The organism is Streptomyces pyxinicus, from assembly GCF_024753135.1.
Taxonomy (GTDB): Bacteria; Actinomycetota; Actinomycetes; order Streptomycetales; family Streptomycetaceae; genus Streptomyces; species Streptomyces pyxinicus.
On sequence record NZ_JANUGP010000019.1, the window covers coordinates 131642 to 150749 of the forward strand.

Below are 19108 nucleotides of genomic sequence, written 5' to 3' on the forward strand. Positions count from 1 at the left end.
GCTCACGGCGCGGACGGGCACCATGCGGGCGCGGGCGTCGGCGGTCGCGTCTCAGCGCACTGCGGCCACCCGAGCGCTGGAGGTCGCACACCGTCACCTGGAGGCTCCGCCCGCTACCGCGCACCCGTGGTTCCACGGCATGAGCCCCACAGTGGCCGATCCATCCGACACCGACGCATGGAACGCGTACCTCGCCGAGAGCAACGCCAAGCAGGCACGCAAACGGGTGGCGGCCGATGTGCTGCTGCGGGATCCGTCCGGCCGCGTACTCCTGGTGAACCTCACCTACAAACCGGGATGGCGGAGGCGAACGGGCCACCGGGGGGTGCGGTGTGCCGTGAACTGATGGAGGAACTCGGTGTACGCGTCGCACTGCTCGGGCTGCTGGTGGTGGACCGGGCGGCTCCGCAGAGACCTTGGGACGATCAGCTCGCGTTCGTCGTCGACGGCGGTACCCGCCATGTGATCGACTGCGTCCCGCTGCCGAACCCCCAGCGGGCAGAGGCATGGCTACGCACGTTGCTGTGGTCCCGTCCGAATTGGTGCGGGACGGGGCCGGACGACGGTCGCCGATCCATCGGAAAGGCCTCCCGACCTTTCCTCCACGCGGCGGCGAGCTCATCTCCTCACCACCAAGTGACCCTCATATGTGCCAAGTTCGCATCCGCGTCGTTCCCCTGCGATGATCGGCCGCTGACGTTCTGGCACATTCACGGAGCTGAGTTGGGGGAAGGGTGTTCCACGAGCGAGTTTCCAGAGTGCCCATGCGATGGGTCTGCGCGGCCGCCGTCGTCGCGTGCACGCTGTCGGGTTGCGCGGACAATGGCGGCAGCGGGGCACCCGGGGAGGCGACATCGTCGGCGACGACCGGCAGCCCCTCTCCGGCGCCCCGACCCGTGCACGATCCGCCGACGACCTTCGCGGTCGGCCACGGCAGCATGATGCCGGAGACGGCCGTCGCGGGACGACTGTCCGTGGCCGGCACGTTGAAGAGCGACCTGCCGGTGGCCCTGTACCGCGGGACCGCGTTCGTCGCGTCCACCGACCGTTTGCAGGCCGTGGACACCGCGACCGGTCAGATCACGGCCACGGTCCGGCCCCAGGGCAAGCCGGTGGGCTCGGGCAGCGAATGGGACACCGTTCTCGCTTCGGCACCGGTACTGGCCACCGCGCAGGGCACCGAGATGGTGATCACGCCGTTCGTGGTGCGACAGACCGGTACGGGGACCCGGGCGGACCACACGGTCGTGGAGATCACGGCGGTCAACGCGACCACGGGAAGGCTCATATGGAGGCTGACGCTCCGCCCGCCACACTGGGACGATGTCTATTCCGATCTGCGGACGTCCGTCGTGGGCGCAGAGGGGGGCGTCGCCGTGGTCCGCGTCTCCACGCAGAGCGGTGATCACGCCATGGCGTACGGCATCGATCTCGGCACCTCCCGCCGGACATGGGCCGTCGGTCAGTTCCAGGCGGGCGCCGTAGCCGGAGGTTCCGTGGTGGGAACGGCCCTCGATGACAATGTCGGCATCGATCAGCGTCCCGCGGGGTTTGACCTCACCTCGGGCAGACTCCGCTGGCGAGGCGAACACAGCACCGACGTGGGCACCGCCCCGGCCGGCCCCCGCCTGGTACGCGTGGCCGGCCGGGACTACGACAGCGGCGACGCCTACGACCGCCTCGTGGATCCCGGCTCCGGCCGTACGGTGCGAACGATGCCGGCGGACCTGGCAGGCGCCGGGTGCACCTATGACGAGCGCAGCACTCTGGTCTGCTCCGGCAAGGGAACGCGGTCACAGACCGCCTGCGGCCTGGACACCTCCACCGGCAAGGTGCTGTGGCAGCTCCCCGACAGGCGGGCCGACCGGATCGCTCCCGTGATCACGACGGCCTGGCACGGGCGGGTCTACGGCACGACCGACCACGGTCCGGTCGCCCTGGACGCACGCACCGGCAAGGACCTGCCGAACCCGGGCGCCGCGCCGTTCCTCGTCAACGAGTCGGCCGGCCTCGCCCTGGACAAGGGCGGTTCGAACCTGATCGTCTACCCCACCAGCGGCTGACACCGGGCACGGCCCCGGGCGACCGTCAGCGCTCGGGGCCCTGCTGACGACCGGCACGGCGGGGGTCTCGCTGTGTGTCGCGGTGCTGGTTCTGCGCCGGGGCCTTGTTCTGCCGGGTCTGCGCGGTGGAGCGCCCTTGCGCCTGAGAGGGCCGTTCGGATTTGGCACGCAGGGCGTCCAGCCTGCTCTGGACACCGGCACTGCGCCCGTCCTGGCCACGGCCGCTCTCCCTCTCCGCCCTCTGGGGAAGTGCGGTCCGCTCCGCAGCCTTCCCTGCGTTTCGTTCCTTCAATTTGGCTTCTGCCGCGCGGACTTCTTGAACGCGTTCGACGGGGACCTCGGGTTTCAGAACAGTGCGGATCTTCTGTTCGCCGATCGCCTCGTTACCGGTCGGGACGACGACATTCCGATAGCGCTCGTTCTGCAGCAGGTCGGCAGCCTGGTGGTACTGCCTGGCCCGCTCCGGCTGTCCGGCGGACATCTGCTCGAAGTGACCCGACCGCGCGATCTCATACAGCTCGTGGTTGTCGGTCTTCGCCTGGAAGCTGTCCGGCGTGTGGAACTGGAGCTCGAACCTCTGGCCGCTCTCCTGCTGCTGCCAGGTGGTGTTGATCCCCTTGTAGGCCGGGTCCTGCCAAGTGTTCTTCTCCGACCCCGGCACGGGCTCGTATCCCAACGCCTTGAGACGCCCGTAGGTCTCCTGGGTGGCTTGAGCGTAGTTCTCCGGCTCGAAGGTGAGCGTGTAGCGGTTGAGGTCGTTGACCCTTCCGAGGACCCTGCCGACGTCCGCCCCACGGCTCACGTCCACGGCTACTTTGCGGCGCAGGGAGTCGAGTCCCTTGAGGGAGTGACCGACCTCCTCGATGCCGTTCGCCTTCTCGTCACCGACCAGGGCGCTGCCTCGCTCTGCGCTCTGGTCCCGCAAGAGACGCATGGTGCCGTCCAGGGCGGGGCGCGCCTGTGCGGCGCGGTCCCAAAGGTCCCGTACGAGTCGGTCCTGCTCGGCAGTGAGGGAGAGATGCGCCTCCGGGCCCTGTCCTCTCCACCCGAGTTCGTCGTCGTTCACAGCTCTGTCGCTCCTGAGACCCCGCGCAGCTCGCGGATCAGGTGCTCCGCCTGATCCGCGGTGATCTCCTCCAGATGATGATCGGTGCGGAAGTGGGTGAACTCGTAGACGACCGGGTCCGGCGCCCACGCGTTCCCGGCCACGAACGCCTCGTCCATCACACGTTCGGGGCTGCTCCGGCGGCGCACGACCGTGACCGGCGCGACGCCGTCGCGGAATTCCGCCTCGTCGAGGTACATCGCCCAGTATTCGACCCAGCTCTGCCGGTCCGCCTCCAGTTCCGCCGCGCGGTCGGCCGTGATCGGTTCAAGGCTGGTCGCCATGGGCGGCCCCTTCACCGTCTCGTTCTCGTCGGCCGGGTGCCATCCCCAGTCGAGGAGCGAGAGGTACTCCCAGGCTCCGCTGCCACGGCGGCGCCACAGCCCGTCGAGACGAGGCGGCTGGTAACCGCTGTGCATCTCGGTGAAGTACTCGTACTCGTTCGCCTGCTCGGTCATCGGTGGTTCCTCCTGGTGCTGAGCGGCAGTGCGCTGCCCGGCGCCTCAAGTGTGCTGTTGGTGATCAAGTCGCCGACACTGCTCCCGATTGCCCATTCGTCCGTGGCAATCCGGACCGGTCGGTCGGCGGCAGTTTCCTCAGGCTGGCATGGCCTGTGTTGCGACAGGTGTTCGGGATCACCCGGTTGGCGCGGACGAGCGTGTCCCACAGGCAGCGGTCGTGCCAGTAGAGAGCCTGGTCGCCGCTGTCGTCCGACTGTTCCGCGGCGAGCATCGCAGCTTTCCAGGACGCCCGGAGACCGGCCAACTCCTCCGCGGCTCCGGGGTGGTACGGCCAGCACGACGGGATCCGGTACTCGCCCTGGGGCTCGTAGTGCGTATGCAGCCAGTCGACCCAGTCCGCCAGTTCGGACCACTGCAACGAGGTGGCGCGTGCCGTCCAGGGCCGGGGACACGGTTCCTCTCCAAGGCTCGGTGCTCCCCGAGGGGTCAACCCGCCGATGCCGTCCCGCAGCGCCGCGAGAGCCTGCTCCAAGCCCTCCATGCGCTGTTCCTGTTTGCCCGTCAGCGTCATGACCATCTCGGCCAGTTCTTCGAGCTGTGCCTCCATGCCTCTGACCGTCACCTCACTCATGACGTCCTTCCCGGTGACTCACGCGGCGCTTTGTCAAGGGGTACGGGCGCGTAGGCCGTGGTCCCCTGCGGTGCCACCGGCGTCCCGTACAGACGCCTCGACTCCTCGGTGATCGGGGCGAGGTCGGTCTCCCAGTAAGGCTCGGCTTCCACGATCATGGGACGGGCGCCCTGCATCATGACGACCATGCGCCGTGACGGCAGTGCTGCCAGGTCGGCCACCGACATGATCTGCTTGTCACGGATGCTCTCGGACATCGACTGGTTGCCCGTCAGTCCCCGGCCGTCCAGGTTGCGGGTGGCCGTCGGGGCCTCCCACTCTCCGATGAGGTTGGACACACGCCGCAGCAAACCCTCGGTGTCCGATACACCGCCGCCGTACGTCTTGCACGCGGCGGCATCCCACAGTGTCTCCATCCCATGCTCGCCGAAGGCCTCGACGCCCTGCCCCCACGTCTGGAGCCAGGCCATGACCACGATGCCCTTGCTTCGGTAGTACGTGTACAGGTCCGGGAGCTGCTTCCAGCGGCAGGTGTTCGCGACCTCGTCGAGCGGCGCGACCAGCGGGACCGGCAGGCGGCCGCCCGGCATCCGGTCCGCGGCCCGGTCCGCGGCGGTCAGTACGGCGGCGGACAGCGCGGTGGTGAGCGGGGCCGCAGAGCTGACGCCCTTGCGGGACAGCAGGTAGAGCGTGTCGGAGGAGAGTACGAACTCCTCGGGGTTGAACTCCGTGCGTTCGACACGCTGTTCCGGGGAGCAGCTCACCCAACGGGTGATGTCGTCGTTCGTCAGCCAACTGACGTAGATCTCGGCAGTCGCGAAGACCGAGTCCCGGGTCTTGTCCGGCAACCGACGCATCCCGGAGAGTCCGGTGGCGGCGACGGCGGCCCCGTGCGCGCGCAGGATGTCCTCGGGCTCCGTGTTCTGGCTGTCGGTCAGCCACATGTAGACGCGCTTGAGCTGTTGTCCGTCCAGTGCGGCTGCCAGCAGGCACCAGCTGAGGACCTGTCTGCCCTTGGGATCGAAGAACCCGTCGGAGCGGGCCCTGTCCTCGGCAGCGGTGCCGGCGTCCACGAGGACACTCATGAGCTCCTCGGCGTCGGACAGCTTCTTCACCTGCCGCAGCGGGTTCCACCACCAGGCAGGCGGCTCCTGCGCGATCTCCTGTGGGTCGAACACCCAGGTCTGGCCCTTGTACGAGCGGCCAAGACGCGTGAGTGCCACGATGTCGTCCTTGTTGGACGACGTCATGCAGGCGCCTGGCGCCGTGAGCACGGCCGGGATCACCTGGGCCACGGACTTGTGCCGGCCGGGGCCCGCGATGGTCAGATGCAGGAATTCCCACGGCGCGTACACACGCTTGCCGGTGGTCACCGATCGGCCTATGCGGATGCCCGGCGCGCGGGAGTCGATCCGCAGCCGCTGGGCGGTGTTCTCGGCCAGGGCCTGCAGGGCCATCTGATCACGTCGGCTGGTCATTCGGCGGGCCGCGTCGTCGTTGGCCTTTGTGGAGACTCCAGAGCGCCAGGTGTGCCTGACCAGGCGCCACACGGCGAACGCGACGGCCGCGACTACGGCCAGTTCCACCAGAAGGAACACGGTGGCCGCCGTGGTCCAGCGCCAACTGCCGTTGGCGAGGCCGATCAGCGGGGTGAACAGGCTCAGCGCTTCCCATGAGCCGGTCGCCCACCACTGGGCGGCGAGCAGGGCCACATAGGTGAGCACCGCCACGAGCACGACCGTCCCCGCGGCGACGGCAGCGGCGGCCTGGGCGGGGGTCGCCCGATCCGGATGGCGCGCCATCACACGCCCGTCCTCGCGGGCCGGACGGTGCCGTCGGAGCGGTCCGCATCTGCGACGGAGACCCGGTTGGCCCACTTCTGGTTGGTGTCGTTGAGCTGGATCTCCGCCTGGGTGAGGGCCGTCTGGATCGGGATTCCCGGATTGGCGCCCGCTTTGACGAGGAACTTGCCCCGGCCCGGCGGAGGCATCTCCTTGCCGGTCTTGTTGTCGATGGAAGGAGGAATGGACCATTCCACAATCAGCTCACGCTCCCTGCTGGAAAGCGGAACGATCGAGTTGAGCGCGTCCATCTCGGCCCGCGGCAGACCACCGAGGAACACCATTCCGGACCGCTCCACGAAGCCCTTTGCCTTCTCGCGGTCCTCTTGGTTGGGAAGCGAGAGCAGGTCGGCTGTGGAGTGTGTGGTCATGGACTGGCCGATGCCGATCTGCCGGTTCAGACGGGTCAGCTCGTCCACCCTGTCGACCAGACCGACGCCGGCCCGCAGGATGCGCCAGAGTTCGTCCAGGACCAGGAAGAAGTTGCGGCGAGGCGCGAGTCCGGCGTTGGTCAGCCGGTCGTGCGCCTCGATCGCCGCGAAAGCCTCGGCCCAGCAGGTGAGCAGCACCGCGCCTTCGAGGGTTTTCTCGGAGGCCGGAATGGAGGACAGGTCGATGGAGACCGGCCGGTCCAGCGAGAGGCGCTCGCTGGTCTGCCTGTTGAAGGTGGCCGCCAGTGTGCCCTCCACCAGCGACATCAGGCTCTTCAGTAGCGGCTTGACAGTCGTACGGTACTGGTCCTCGTCCTCGGCCAACGTCATGTTGCGCAGCGGGTCGGGACCGTCTTTGATCAGCTGGACGAGATCGCCGAGGAGCGCCGGCCGCCCCAGGTCCACGTCGTCGAGCAACTCGATGGCCTTGCCCAGCAGCGACTCCTCGTCACCGGTGATCGCCGCCTTGCGGACAATGGAGATGAGTGCCGCCACCATGGTCGAACGGCGTCCGGTGGCCTCCTCAAGCAGACTGCGCCGGGCACTGCCGACGAGCCGCTGAGCCGCCGCGCCCATCTCACCGAGGTCGAGTGGGTTGAGGCTGCCCATGCCCCGGCCGAGCTGGATGACCTGGCCGTCCAAGGCCCGGGTCAGGTCCGTGTACTCGCCCTTGGTGTCGCCGGGCACGAGCGAGACGATGCCGCGGAAGTCCAGGCCGACCATCATCCGGCGGTTGACCGTGCTCTTTCCGAGGCCCGGCTTGGCCAGCGTGAACATCGACGGGTTCGCGATCAGGGATGCCCGCTCGAACCAGGCGATGGGGTCACAGCACAGCGTCGCGCCGGTGATGATGTTGCGTCCCAGCGGAACGCCCATCATCGGCGTGCCGGCGCCGACGACGAACGGCCACAGTCCGCACACCTGCTTGCTGGTGCCGCGGTATTCGGTGGGCATGTCCAGGTACGCCGTCCGGCCACCGTTCGGGCCGTACATTCCACGGCCGCCGATCCGGGGCAGCCGACCCCAATTCCGGCCCCATCGGACCGGCCCCTCCACCTCGACGTCGTCCGTCTTCCTGCGCCGCGCCATCGGTGCGACCCTCCTTCCCTACTTCAGCGTCTTGGGCAGCTTCAAAACGACGTGTTCGGGCAGGATCACGCCGATCGGCAGGGCGGCCAGGAATGCCGCGTCCTGGCTGCCCCAGGCATAGCGCAGCGCGATTCGCGCCGGCGCGCTCAGGTTGTCCACCGCGGTCTCGGCCGCGAGCACCCGGGCGTTGCCCTCCTCCTCGTCCGCGTCCATGACCGTGGCGGTGACGACGAGTCCGAAGAGCGTCAGTCCGGCACCGCGTGCCTCCTCCTGCCGGGTCTTGGCCGCCGCGAGGTACTCCGCCTCGGCGTGCGCCTGGCCGGTCCGGGTGGTCTCGGTGCGACTGCGTGCCGCACGGAAGTCCCGGTCGGCGATGGCCGCGGCCTCGGCCGGCGAGTGCGGTCGGTAGATGAGCGCGACGCGCTTGCGGTCGATGTCGTTGTGGGACGACAGCAGGTGCTTGAGCACATCCGAGAAGATCTCGCCGCGCGGCGCCTCTCCCATCATCCAGGTGACGCTGGTCGCGCCGTCGTGCCAGTAGCTCTTGGCTTTGGCGTGATGCGTGGTCGGCCCCGCCTGCGACCAGGTCAGACCGGATCCACGGCCGGCCGCACGGGCCTGGTCGATGAGCTGGGAGACGCCCGGCTCGTACGCGGTGCGCACAATTTCCGCCAGTTCCGTCGCGGAGAGCGGAGCGGCCGCCCCGGCGCCGGTGGTCGCCAGCCGCGAGGTCAGCGACGGAAGGCGGCGGCCGATCTCCACGGCCATCTCGGCGGCGGTCCGCTTGCTCCGTCCGATCGTGCTCGCCGCGTCGTACACGAACGACACGTAGGTGTTGATCGTCGGCGATCCGGAGGGGTAGTCCCGATCGATATCCGCCATGACACGCTGTGCCAGCGGAGACGCGGTAGCCGCCCGCTGATGACGAATCTCGTTGTGCAGCTTCTCGCCGGAGTCCGGGGCCACCTCCACCACCACCTGGAAGCCGACCAGGTTCGGCTCCCCCGACATGGTCTGCATGAAGGCGCCCCAGTTGGCCACCCAGGTGTCGATGTCGCCCTGGTCGACCAGCGACCCGCCCTGCGCGCTGCACGACATCGCGACGGCGAAGTGCTCGACCTCGTGATAGCGGATCATCCCGAACGAACGTCCCAGGCCGTCCGTGGCCTCGTACATGTCCGAGGCCATGGCAAGGCCGGGCAGCAGGCTCTTCCCACCGGGGACCTTGGAGAGGATACCGGAGCGATACACGTTCTGACCTTTCATGACGCCCCGCCACCAGGCGAGACGTGAGTAGAGCAGAGTCCCCATGTGCCGTCCGTAGCGGTCCCGGACCGCCAGCGGCACCAGCACCACCGCGCCCACGGCGAGTGTGATCGCCGCGATCCACAGGTTGAGCGGAGCGGCAGTGCCCGCGACAGCCAGGAAGAGGAACAGGACGGCGGTGGGGACCAGGCCCAATCCGCCCAGGCCCGCCGACTTCGGGCGCCGCCAGTTACCGTACGTGCGCAACTGCTGCGCTTCAGGCGCCACTCGGGCCTCCCTCCGTCTCCTGGTCGAACCCCTGGGCCGCATCCTGCAAGCCGCCCTGGAGCTGATCCTTGGCGATCTTGGCGCCGGCCGCTGCGACGCCCACCGCGGCACCGGCCGCCGTGCCGACCGGACCCGCGGCAGAACCGGCGGCCGCACCACCGCCGACGGCTGCGCCGGCTCCCGCGCCCGCACCTGCGCCGGCCCCGGCGCCCGCACCTGCTCCCGCGCTGCCGCCCGCCGCTGTTCCTGAGGACGCCCCGGCCCCACCGGACGAGGCGGCGCTGCTGCCGAGCGTGCCGCCGCCGGAGAGGCCGGAGGAGCCCGAGCCGCTGAGGCCGACGTTGGACGCGCCGGTGGGCGAGGAGCCGACCGTGGCGGAGGCGCCCGAGCCGGGCGACGCCGTCGTGGACCCGGACGGACCGCTGGAAGAGGAACCGCCGCTGCCGCTGTCGTAACCGCCGCCGCCCCCACCGCCGCCGCCGGCGGCACCTCCGGCAAGGGCCACACCGGCCGGCTGGAGCAGTTTCATGAGCGCGGGCAGGACGAGGATCGTGCCCGACAGCAGGACGAAGCCGGTGATGGTACTGCCGAGATCCTTGTCCACACCATCGCCCATGAGCCGGTACGCCGCCGCGTACACGGTCGCCGCGGCGGGCTTGAGCAGGAGAAATGCGAGGGTCCACGACAGGTAGCGGCCGAGCCAGCGGTTGCCCATGCCGGTGAACGCGGTCGCCGCCGGGAGTGAGACCGTGCCGGCGAGCAGCACGAGTACCGCGGCTCGGAAGTACATGAGGATCATCTGGAGCAGCGAGAAGACCGCCGCGAAGAGCAGCATGATCAAGGGGATGGCAGGACCGCCGAACACAGCGGCGGATCCGCCGATCGCTGTCGCCGCCAGGCCGAGCTTCGCAGCCGCGTCACCGCCGAGGGACTCGTTGATGATCCAGTTGGTGTAGGCGTCGCCGATCTGGGTGGCTATCGCGACCGTCGGGATGAACATGGTGTTGACCAGCACCAGTTTGACCATGCCGTGCAGGACGTTGCGCATCTGCTCACCGGTGCCACGCAGTTCGTACGCCATCTTCGCGCCGGCGATCACCAGGCACATCGCGGTGAGGGCGGACGACAGCCACAGGACATGGTCTTCCAGCCACAAGGCCACGTCGGTGGCACCGTTGAGAGTCTTGGTGCCTTTGTCGCTGGAGCCGTCGATGGGCTGGACACCCGGGGTGGGGACCTTCAGCCACAGGGAGGTGATACCGGCGACGATCTTGCCGAGGCCGGTGGCAAGGGACGTGACGAGGTCATCCATCCAGCCGCCGACCGCGTCGCCGACCGAGTCACCGACCGTGTCACATATGGAGCTCAGGATTCCACAGGCCATTACAGGCCGCCGAACTGTATGTACCCGACGAGGTCGGACACAGGCGTGGCGGGTGTGGTCAGGCTGCCGTCCTCCCGGGCAACCACCTTCCAGTCGGCGTCGGACCACTGCACGGTGATGTCAGAGGCCTTGAGGTTGTGGGCGTCGGTCGAGCCGTTGACCAGAGTCACCACGGCGGTCTGCTGCGTGTACGACACCACCCGGAAGCCCGCGACCTGGGACAGTTCCCCTGCCTGGACGTCCACCTGGGACAACTGCCCCTCCAGTTTGTCGCGCCCGGCGCCCGGCAGGACCGACTTCTCCACCGGAGCCTTGCCGGGCGCGGCCAGGGCGACCCGGTAAGGGGTGTTGACAGCGGCCAGCAGCGCGCCGCGTGGCGTGTGGGCGTAACAGGTGGCCGACAGACCGTTGACCACCATCGGCCCGGCGCTCTTGGAGCGAGGCAGTGCCGCGGTCTTGGTCAGGCTCCACGTCACGTCGTCCGGCGCCGTCGTCGGCACTTTCTGGTCCGTGTCCGTCGGCTTGCATCCGCCGGACGCGGGAGCGCCCGTCTGAGAGCCGCCGCCGTTGTCGTCGGCGCCTTGGCCGGAGGTCGCGGCACCGGCGCCGGAGGTGGGGGACGCCCCACCGTCCGACTTGCCGTCACCGTCGTCGTTGGTGACCACGACGAAGACGCCGAGCAGGACCACCACAAGGACGATGACAGCACTGATGATCATGAGGCCGGTGCCCCGCTGCTCTTCGTCGCCGTCGTTCCGCCGTGCCATGCGCAAGTCCCCCTCCGCTCGATCAGTTGATGAGTGCGTTGGTCAGCGCCGAAGCGGCCGAGATCAGGATGCTGCCCGCGCAGGCGCCGCCCAGGGCCTTCATGGCGCGCGAGGAGCCGTGCCCCGAGAAGTAGGCCCAGCACAGGATGGCGCCGGATATGACGAAGGCGACGCCGGCGGCCCAGGCGGCGACCCAGGTGATCCAGGAACCAACGGTGTTGATCTTGTTGCAGGCGCCGGGCGGACAGGCGCCGATCGCGAGAACGAGCGTGTCGCTCAAGGAAATCCCTTTCGAACGAGCGGAGGAGGACTAGCGCGTAATGAGGTTCGGGTCGGCGAGTTGAAGCAGGAGCCGACTATGACCGGGCGGGTCCCGCGATGTTGCCGAGTGAGCACGGCGCCGCATTGAAGGCGAGGCCGAGTCGCCTTCAGATCAGCCGAGTTGACGGATCCGGCGGGGGCAACGCGTCGCCCTGGGACGGATGGCCGTACCCGGGTTGCTGTCGGGTGTCGTGGCCCTGCTGCGGCTGGCCGTACCCGGGCTGGGGCGGTCCGAAGCCCTGCTGGGACGATGCGTGGTTCTGCTGCGGGTAGGGGTACGCCGGTGCAGGCTGCGGCAGTTGCCGGTAGTCCGTCACCGGCACGAGCGGAGGGCTCTGGGTCGCGCCGGAAGGACCGGGGGGCAGTGCATAGGTGATGCGCGGCTGGGTGAGCCCGCGAAGGGTCCCCTCCAACTCGTCCAACGACTTCACCCTCTTCTGCGACTTGCCGCCCTCGCGCCATTCCTCGATCCAGGGCACTTCCCAACTCTGACTGACCGCACCGGTCAGCACCCGTATCCGGTCACGGATGGGCCGCGGTGGCTTCGTCGGAGCGTCTGCCATGAGCACGAGCCCGACGATGTTGGTGCTGGTGGGTGCGAGCCCGCTGTGCCACTCCTGCAAGGCCGCCTGGGCAGCCGTCAGACCGCGGTGGTCCGTGCGGGCCACGAGGACGACGTGCACATCGGAAGCCGCGCCGTGGATGTCCGGCCAGTGTCGCTGAGGGTCTCCGCCACCGCCGATCGTACGCAGCAGTGTCGAGACACCTGCCCCGCCATGGACGCCAAGCGCCCACCACAGCACCCCCGGCGTCGGGGCCAACGGAAGAGTGCCGAGCAGGTGCTGGGGAGCCTGGACCGAGCCGGACTGCCGCAGAACCGCGTCCCGCGACGCGGCCGCAGCCACCGGGGCGACCGGCTGGGGGGCGGTCTGCCCTGGGGAGTGCTGCGGCACGGCGGCAGGTTGTGGCGTCACCCACAGATCGACTCGTTCGTCCGCCATCCCCGTTTTCCCTCCCAGCGATCTGAAATGACCATGATCGCGGGGTACACCGTACCGGAGCCGTCATTACAGCGCCCAGAAATTCGAACGGATGGGAACACGGGCTGGTACGGTGCCTGCCTCAAAGCGTAGATCATTTAGGGGGAGAGAGGGTGGGTGGCACAACTGGGCTCCGAAACAGTCAGGTTGGCGGCATACCCGGAGGTCATGACAGCTGGAGAGGTGGCCGAGGTGTTCCGGGTGGAGGCCGCGACGGTGGTCAAGTGGCTCAGCGACGGACATCTTCCCGGGTTCCAGATAGGCCCGAAGCGGGCGTGGCGCCTCTGGCGGGACGAGATCCGCGAATACCTGGAAGCAAACCGCAACACGGGTTCAAGAGCAGGCATCAGCCCCTTCGCCTAACCACCGCTCGGGCTGGTGACGCGTGAACACACGTCGGCACCAAGTGGTTGCCACCGCGCTGACAGCGGTTGCGGGCATGCTCGTCGCCGGGTGCGGCATGGTCGACCACGGCGGCATCGGCGGCGGTCTGAGCGGGGCCGTCCCCGACGCGTACCGCGCCTTCGTGTCGAGGGCGGGAAGCATCTGCCCGCAGATCCCCCCGGCCATCATCGCCGCGCAGATCGAGGCCGAGTCCAGTTGGAACCCCAAGGCCCAGTCGCACGACGCACAGGGCAACCCGATTGCCGACGGCATCTCGCAGTTCATCCCCGGCACCTGGGCCGTCTACGGCGCCGACGGCAACGGCGACGGCAAAGCCGACGTGTGGGACCCGGCCGACGCAATCCTGACCCAGGGTGTCTACGACTGCGCCATCGCGAAGCGGCTGCTACCCGAGGTCGCCGGCGGCAACGTCAAAGGCGATATCGTCTCCGTGACCCTGGCCGCGTACAACGCCGGTGAGCAGGCCGTCCTGAACAGTCACGGCATTCCGCCCTATCCCGAGACCCAGGGGTACGTCGCGAGGATCCTCAGCCTGGCGAAGAAGTATCAGGGTGCCGAGGAGATACCGGGCGGCGACAGCAGCGCGGGGGCGAAGATCGTGGAGGTCGCCCGGCGGCAGATCGGCACACCGTATGTCTGGGGCGGCGGAGGCACGGCCGGCCCGACGGGCGGCGGGTTCGACTGCTCGGGCCTCACCCAGTACTCCGTCTACGTGGCCACGGGGAAGGTGATCCCCCGCACCTCGCAAACCCAGCGTACGGCGGGCAAGAGCGTCCCTCGCAACGCGATGCAGCCGGGCGATGTCATCGTCTTCAACAACGACGGAGGCTGGGGACACGTCGGGATCTACGCGGGCAACGGCCAGATGATCGACGCTCCGCGACCGGGCAAGACCGTGGAGGTCACCTCCCTCAGCCCCTACTGGACCCAGTTCGACTGGGACGTCAGGAGATTCACATGAGCGAGACCCGCGACCGGTGGGGGTGGTCCGGTGCCGGAGTCCTCTGCGCGGCCCTCGTGTTGACCGGCTGTGGGAGCGACCAGCACGGGAAGGCCAAAGGCGAGCAGTCACCGCCGGCCCCTACCGCACGGCCGAACGCCGCCTACTCCGAGCCGCCGCCGTTGCCGAGCGGGGTACCGGGAACACCGGAGGCCGGGGTGCCCACGCATGTCGACGAGCACGACGCCACCTCCGTGGCCAGGGCGATCGCCGTGACCACCTGGACCTTCGACACGAAGATCGACACCACTGCCGCGGACGCCCAGCGCCGTACCGCGGGCTGGCTGACCGTCGGCTACGCCAAAACCGTGAGCGCCGCCCAGCCTGTCGCCGCGCCGGACGCGAGTTGGACCACCATGGCCGATCACCATGGCTACACGAGGGTCACGGCCCGGCGGGCCCACGACACCGCGCCGGACGACACACCCACGGAGGCCTACCGCCAGTTCGAGGTGACAGTGACTCCGCGCGGAAGGGACGGGTGGAAGGGTCCGGCCGAGACCTGGGTTGAATGGATCCACCTGGTGCGGTCCCGCACCGGTGAGCCCTGGAAAGCGGACAACATGCGAGTGGCCCGGTGACAACGAGCTTCGACCCCCACGCCATACCCGACTGGCCCAATCCGGTGGTCCGGCTGACCGGTGGCAACACCGTCGAGGTAGACGGGTTCACGATGGTCCTGCCACATGAGCTGGACGACGCCGATGCCCGGCGGTGGGCAGTGCGGACCGTCGCCCAGAAGTACGCCCGGCTCGGCCGTGCCATCCGGGTCACCGCGATCGAGGCGGACGGCACCACCATTCCCTTGATCGTGCACAAGGACGGCACCGTGGAACCCGCGCCCGCCGAGGCCGCCGAGAAGAGCCGGTTCCGCCCGCGGCCCCGTACCCGGCCGATCGCCGACGCCGCAGGCAAGCCGCGCGGCACCGGGAGCGAAGGCACGGTGCAGGGCAAGTCGCAGGCCAAGGGGCTGATCGCGGCGGGCGTCTTCCTTGGTGTGATCGCACTCGCCGCGGTCCTCGTCGTCAGCGCGGGAGGCCACGGAGATCCGACCCAGGCTCCCAACTCCTCGGCCGGTCCCGTCACGACGGCCGCCTCCACGCCTCCGGCCGCGAACCTTCCTGTCCCGGCGCCTGACGGCTGGACGACCCACGCTGCCTGGGCCGTGGCGGTGAGCACCCAGGTCACACCGGCCGTTGCCGACGACGGAACCACCGCCGTCATCACCGACCAGGGCGACCTGGCGGTCCTCAACCCGTCGACGGGAGTGACCGAGTGGACGGCGGACGTCCCGGACGACGCCTCCGGCTCACTGGTCATCACGCTCATCGACGGCAAACGCGTCGTCGCCCTGACCACCGGCCAGACCTTGCACTACTGGCAACTGACCGGCAGCACCCACCAGCACACGGCCGTCGCCCTTCCCGACTCCGGAGTCGTGTCGTTCCTGGGCTCCTCCCCGCTCATCTCTCTGCCGGACGCCACTGCGGCCGTCGTGGCGAAGGGAAGGGTCCGTACCCTCGATCTTCCGGTTCGGGGGACCGCACTCGCTGCCGACGGACAGTCGGTTCTCGCCGCCGACCCGTCCGGCCGCTGGTGGTGGCTGCGTGCGGGCCACGTCACCGGCAAGGGCAGGAAGATGACGGCTCCGGTCAGGAACGGCAAGCTCGCCAGTGTCCTCGGAATCGACGGCACGCGCCTTGCGGGGGTGTGGAAGAGCGGTGACAAGACCTACCTGACCGTCTATGCCTCTGGCAGCGGCAAGCGGCTCGCCACCGCGCAGACCGGCGGGGATCTCAGCGATCTGACGGTACGAAGCACCGGCGGACTGATCGCCGTAGGTCCCCTCGTGCTCGACACGAAGACCGGCAAGACCAAGCTGGCCGCCGGGACCACCCCGCACTCCGCCGCCGACGGCAGGATCTACGCACAGGACCAGCTCCAGCAGTGGCACGCCTTGGATGCATCGAACGACACCACCCTGGGCGGTGAGGACGTGGCCATCCCCCTCGGTATCGCTGCCAAGCGCGCCCTGGTGGTCGCCGACAAACTCGGAGAGAAACTGCTGTACGCCCTCGTGCCGGGCGACAGCCAGACTCCCGGCTCGGACAGCAGCAGCGAGGTCGTGGCTCCGGAGCCTCCCGCTCAGGACCAGTAGCACCGGCGGAAACACGACGCGGCCCACGCCCGGTCAGCGAGGCCGTCAGCCCGGCGTTCATCCTCGGTGCGCGGGTGGCGGCGGGCGAGTCGGGCTGTACGCCGGGTTCTGCCCGGACCCCGCCGACTGGACGCCTCTGGCCGAACGGCTGGGGCTGACCGGGAAGCCGGAGGCACCAGGTCGGGTCGGCTGTCCATCGCGTCGGCGCTGATCGGACGGCCCCGTTGGTGGTGCTGGACGAGCTGACGACCGGCCCGGGCCCGCGCGCTTGGATTTATACGCCAAGTTGAATGCAAGCAACCGTCCGGTGGTCGTGACGGCCGACCACCACCGCGGCATCGCCGGATGAGCGAACAGCGAGCGGGTGCCCCCGCCCACGCCCCCTCGCCGAACGCCATCCCCCTGTCAACCGGCCGAACCAAGCCCCGCGATGATCAGCCCGAGCGCGAACTCGAACCGCTGGTCGAAGCTGTCGGGGCCGACGTACGGCAGGACTTCGGACAGGGCCGGGTAGGTGTCGGCCGGGACCTGGTCCGGGGGGAGGGTCGGCGTGGTGTGCTGGGCGGCCTGTTGTTCCTGGGTGAGGCCCAGGGTCAGGTAGAAGATCGTCCAGTGGGTCCACGCGGCCGTGCGCGGCGGGTGGCCGGCCGCCAGCAGGGTGGCGATCACGGTGTCGGCGTAGCGCAGCGTGCGGGGCTCGGCCGCGAAGACGCCCGCGACCATCCGGGCGCCGTCGCGGTGGGAGAGCAGTGCCGTGCGGCAGCGGCGGCTCAGTTCCCCGAGCCGGTCGGGGAACGCCTCGGGCAGCGGCTCGTCGAGACAGTGCGCGAGGAGTTCGTCGGAGGCGAGTTCGAGCAGCCGGCCCTTGCTGGAGGCGTGCCAGCGGACGGTGTTGTGCCGCACGCCGAGCCGGTCCGCGACGGCGCGCATGGTCACGCCGTCCAGCCCCTGCTCGTCGAGGACCGCCAGCGTGGCGGCGACGATCTCACCCCGTGTCGTACCCATCCCTATGCGCCTCTCCGGCCGGCTCTCGCCACCCTGTCACTCACGTCATGTTGTCCAGTGGACAATTCTAGGGCATGCTCACCCTTGTCCAACGGACAAGAGAGAGGACGTGACGTCATGCTCGACGTGCTCATCGCCGGGGCCGGCCCGGTGGGGCTCTGGCTGGCCGCCGAACTGCGCCTGCACGGAGTGGAGGTGACCGTCGTGGAGCGCCGGGCGGCACCGGACGGACGGTCGCGTGCGGTCGGTATGCAGGCCGGCACGCTCGACACCTTCGCCACCCGCGGACTCGCGGAGCGGTTCGTCGAACGGGGCACCCCGGTGCCGACCGGCCACTTCGGGGCGGCGACCACCCGGCTGGACTTCGCCACGGTCGGAGCCGTGCACCCGTTCATGCTGGCGCTCGGCCAGTCCGTCACCGAACAGCTTCTGGAGGAGCACGCGGTCGGCGTCGGCGCCCGGGTGCTGCGCGAGGAAGAGGTTGTCTCGCTCAGCCAAGGGCCGGACGCCGTCGAGGCGGTGATCCGGGCCGACGGCGTCCACCGGACGGTGCGGGCCCGCTGGGTGGTGGGGTGCGACGGCACCCAGAGCGCGGTGCGCCGGGCGGCCGGCATCGAGTTCCCCGGTCAGGACACCACGCTGACCGGGTGGCTCGCCGACGTCGAGCTGGACGACCCGCCCACCGCGCCGCTCGCCGCCACCGGGCCGGCCGGTTCGTTCCTCGCGGCCCCGATCGGCGACGGCGTCCACCGGCTGGCGGGCCTCTCCACAGCCACCATGCACCGCGGCGCCGGTGAGCCGCTGACCCTGGAGGAGGTGCGCGAGCAGACCCGCGCGCTCCTCGGACGGGACCTCGGCATGCGCAACCCCCGGTGGCTGTCGCGCTACGGCAACGCCACCCGCCAGGCCGCGCGGTACCGTGCCGGGCGGGTGCTGGTGGCCGGGGACGCGGCGCACATGTTCTTCCCGGCCGGCGGGCAGGGCATGAACGTCGGCATCCAGGACGCCACCAACCTGGGCTGGAAACTGGCCGCCACCCTCCAGGGCTGGGCGCCCGACGGACTGCTCGACAGCTACGACACGGAGCGCCGGCCGGCCGCCCGCGCCGTCATCGACAACACCCGTGCGCAGCTCGCCCTGTTCGCCGCGGCGAGCCCGGAGCAGATCGCACTGCGCGACGTCTGGTCCGCCTCGCTGGCCGAACCGCGGACCAACCGCCAGTGGGCCCGCAGGATCGCCGGCTTCGACGACCCGCTCCCCGCCGGCACCGCACCCGACGCCCACCCACTGGCCGGCACCCGACTGGCCGGCCTCGTCCTGGACTCGCCAGAGGCAGAAACAGAGACAGGAACAGAGGCAGAGGCAGAGGCAGCGGCAGCGGCAGCGGCAGCCACCGCCCACCCGTTCATGCACCGCGGCCGGCCCCTGCTGCTGGACCTCGACGGCACGCGCACGCCGTGCCCCGTGCCCGGTCTGGAGCAGCACACGGCCACCGTCGACACCGAAGCGTCGGAGCCGGTCTGGCGTGAAGTCACCGCTGTGCTGATCCGGCCGGACGCCCGGATCGCCTGGGCCGGCACCGACACCGACCCGCGGCGCCGGGCCGCCGGCTGCCGTGCCGCCCTGCGCACCCTCTGCCGCTGAGCGCGCCCGGTGAGACCGCCCGCGAGGCAGCGCCGGCCCGGTCGGTACGGCGCTCCGGCACCCGGGCGCCGGTGTCCTCGCGAGAGGCGGTGGCGGCCAGGTCACCGGCCCGGTTCGCGCGGATGGCCGCCGCGAGCAGGGTGCCGTCGGGCGGCGGGGGTCCGTCCGGCACCGGCTCGGGGGCGGTGCGCGGCGGGGTGCGGTGGGCGTGCGCCCGGGTGATGACGACC

Annotated in this window: 17 protein-coding genes and 1 pseudogene; 7 read left to right on the top strand and 11 right to left on the bottom strand. The window is 69.9% G+C overall.

What is annotated here, in order from left to right; translation table 11 throughout:
• Positions 1 to 139: 139 nt before the first annotated feature.
• Together NX794_RS23560 and NX794_RS23565 are read left to right on the top strand one after the other, a co-directional pair.
• Positions 140 to 456 (top strand): annotated as a pseudogene (locus tag NX794_RS23560) (NUDIX hydrolase); the annotation flags it as partial.
• A 440-nt stretch (positions 457 to 896) separates the two neighbouring features.
• Complete coding sequence (locus tag NX794_RS23565) at positions 897 to 2063, top strand: PQQ-like beta-propeller repeat protein (protein ID WP_258780783.1); 1167 nt, start codon at positions 897 to 899, stop codon at positions 2061 to 2063.
• A gap of 25 nt (positions 2064 to 2088) precedes the next feature.
• Here the strand turns inward: NX794_RS23565 and NX794_RS23570 are convergent, their stop codons facing one another.
• The 10 genes from NX794_RS23570 to NX794_RS23615 all read right to left on the bottom strand — a co-directional run bounded on the left by NX794_RS23570 (position 2089) and on the right by NX794_RS23615 (position 12627).
• A complete protein-coding gene (locus tag NX794_RS23570; RefSeq protein WP_258780784.1) occupies positions 2089 to 3129 on the bottom strand; it encodes a hypothetical protein in 1041 nt (346 codons plus the stop codon).
• On the bottom strand, positions 3126 to 3626 hold the full coding sequence (locus NX794_RS23575) for a hypothetical protein (protein ID WP_258780786.1): 501 nt from the start codon (positions 3624 to 3626) through the stop codon (positions 3126 to 3128). Before NX794_RS23575 ends, NX794_RS23570 begins: the two co-directional genes overlap by 4 nt.
• Before the next feature lie 64 nt (positions 3627 to 3690).
• Positions 3691 to 4236, bottom strand: a complete 546-nt coding sequence (locus tag NX794_RS23580) for a hypothetical protein (RefSeq protein ID WP_258780788.1) — start codon at positions 4234 to 4236, stop codon at positions 3691 to 3693.
• Positions 4237 to 4256: 20 nt separating this feature from the next.
• Entirely contained in the window at positions 4257 to 6062 is a 1806-nt protein-coding gene (locus NX794_RS23585; RefSeq protein WP_258780790.1) for a type IV secretory system conjugative DNA transfer family protein, read from the bottom strand.
• Positions 6062 to 7621, bottom strand: coding sequence for an ATP/GTP-binding protein (locus NX794_RS23590; RefSeq protein WP_258780792.1), 1560 nt, complete (start codon positions 7619 to 7621; stop codon positions 6062 to 6064). The genes NX794_RS23585 and NX794_RS23590 overlap by 1 nt, the downstream gene beginning before the upstream one ends.
• 18 nt (positions 7622 to 7639) lie before the next feature.
• Positions 7640 to 9154, bottom strand: a complete 1515-nt coding sequence (locus NX794_RS23595; protein WP_258780793.1) for an SCO6880 family protein — start codon at positions 9152 to 9154, stop codon at positions 7640 to 7642.
• On the bottom strand, positions 9144 to 10538 hold the full coding sequence (locus NX794_RS23600; protein WP_258780794.1) for a hypothetical protein: 1395 nt from the start codon (positions 10536 to 10538) through the stop codon (positions 9144 to 9146). Before NX794_RS23600 ends, NX794_RS23595 begins: the two co-directional genes overlap by 11 nt.
• Positions 10538 to 11305 (bottom strand): DUF8175 domain-containg protein, encoded by a 768-nt coding sequence (locus NX794_RS23605; protein ID WP_258780795.1) that lies wholly within the window; start codon positions 11303 to 11305, stop codon positions 10538 to 10540. Before NX794_RS23605 ends, NX794_RS23600 begins: the two co-directional genes overlap by 1 nt.
• 22 nt (positions 11306 to 11327) lie before the next feature.
• Positions 11328 to 11585, bottom strand: coding sequence for a hypothetical protein (locus NX794_RS23610; protein ID WP_258780797.1), 258 nt, complete (start codon positions 11583 to 11585; stop codon positions 11328 to 11330).
• Between the two features lie 148 nt (positions 11586 to 11733).
• Positions 11734 to 12627: a DUF6668 family protein gene (locus tag NX794_RS23615; RefSeq protein ID WP_258780799.1), complete on the bottom strand. Its 894-nt coding sequence runs from the start codon at positions 12625 to 12627 to the stop codon at positions 11734 to 11736.
• Positions 12628 to 12834: 207 nt separating this feature from the next.
• On the opposite strand from NX794_RS23615, the gene NX794_RS23620 reads away from it, so the two are divergent.
• From NX794_RS23620 to NX794_RS23635, 4 genes are all read left to right on the top strand, one after another.
• Entirely contained in the window at positions 12835 to 13029 is a 195-nt protein-coding gene (locus tag NX794_RS23620) for a helix-turn-helix domain-containing protein (protein WP_258780801.1), read from the top strand.
• A gap of 76 nt (positions 13030 to 13105) precedes the next feature.
• Positions 13106 to 14032: a C40 family peptidase gene (locus NX794_RS23625; protein ID WP_258780803.1), complete on the top strand. Its 927-nt coding sequence runs from the start codon at positions 13106 to 13108 to the stop codon at positions 14030 to 14032.
• Entirely contained in the window at positions 14029 to 14652 is a 624-nt protein-coding gene (locus NX794_RS23630; RefSeq protein WP_258780804.1) for a hypothetical protein, read from the top strand. The genes NX794_RS23625 and NX794_RS23630 overlap by 4 nt, the downstream gene beginning before the upstream one ends.
• Positions 14649 to 16229: a PQQ-binding-like beta-propeller repeat protein gene (locus tag NX794_RS23635; RefSeq protein WP_258780805.1), complete on the top strand. Its 1581-nt coding sequence runs from the start codon at positions 14649 to 14651 to the stop codon at positions 16227 to 16229. Before NX794_RS23630 ends, NX794_RS23635 begins: the two co-directional genes overlap by 4 nt.
• A 405-nt stretch (positions 16230 to 16634) precedes the next feature.
• On the opposite strand, the gene NX794_RS23640 is transcribed toward NX794_RS23635, so the two are convergent.
• Positions 16635 to 17234, bottom strand: coding sequence for a TetR/AcrR family transcriptional regulator C-terminal domain-containing protein (locus NX794_RS23640; RefSeq protein ID WP_258780806.1), 600 nt, complete (start codon positions 17232 to 17234; stop codon positions 16635 to 16637).
• Between the two features lie 117 nt (positions 17235 to 17351).
• Between NX794_RS23640 and NX794_RS23645 the strand changes: the two genes are divergently transcribed.
• Positions 17352 to 18878 carry an FAD-dependent monooxygenase gene (locus tag NX794_RS23645; protein ID WP_258780808.1) on the top strand — a complete coding sequence of 509 codons (1527 nt, stop codon included), beginning with the start codon at positions 17352 to 17354 and terminating at the stop codon, positions 18876 to 18878.
• Positions 18879 to 19108: the final 230 nt, after the last annotated feature.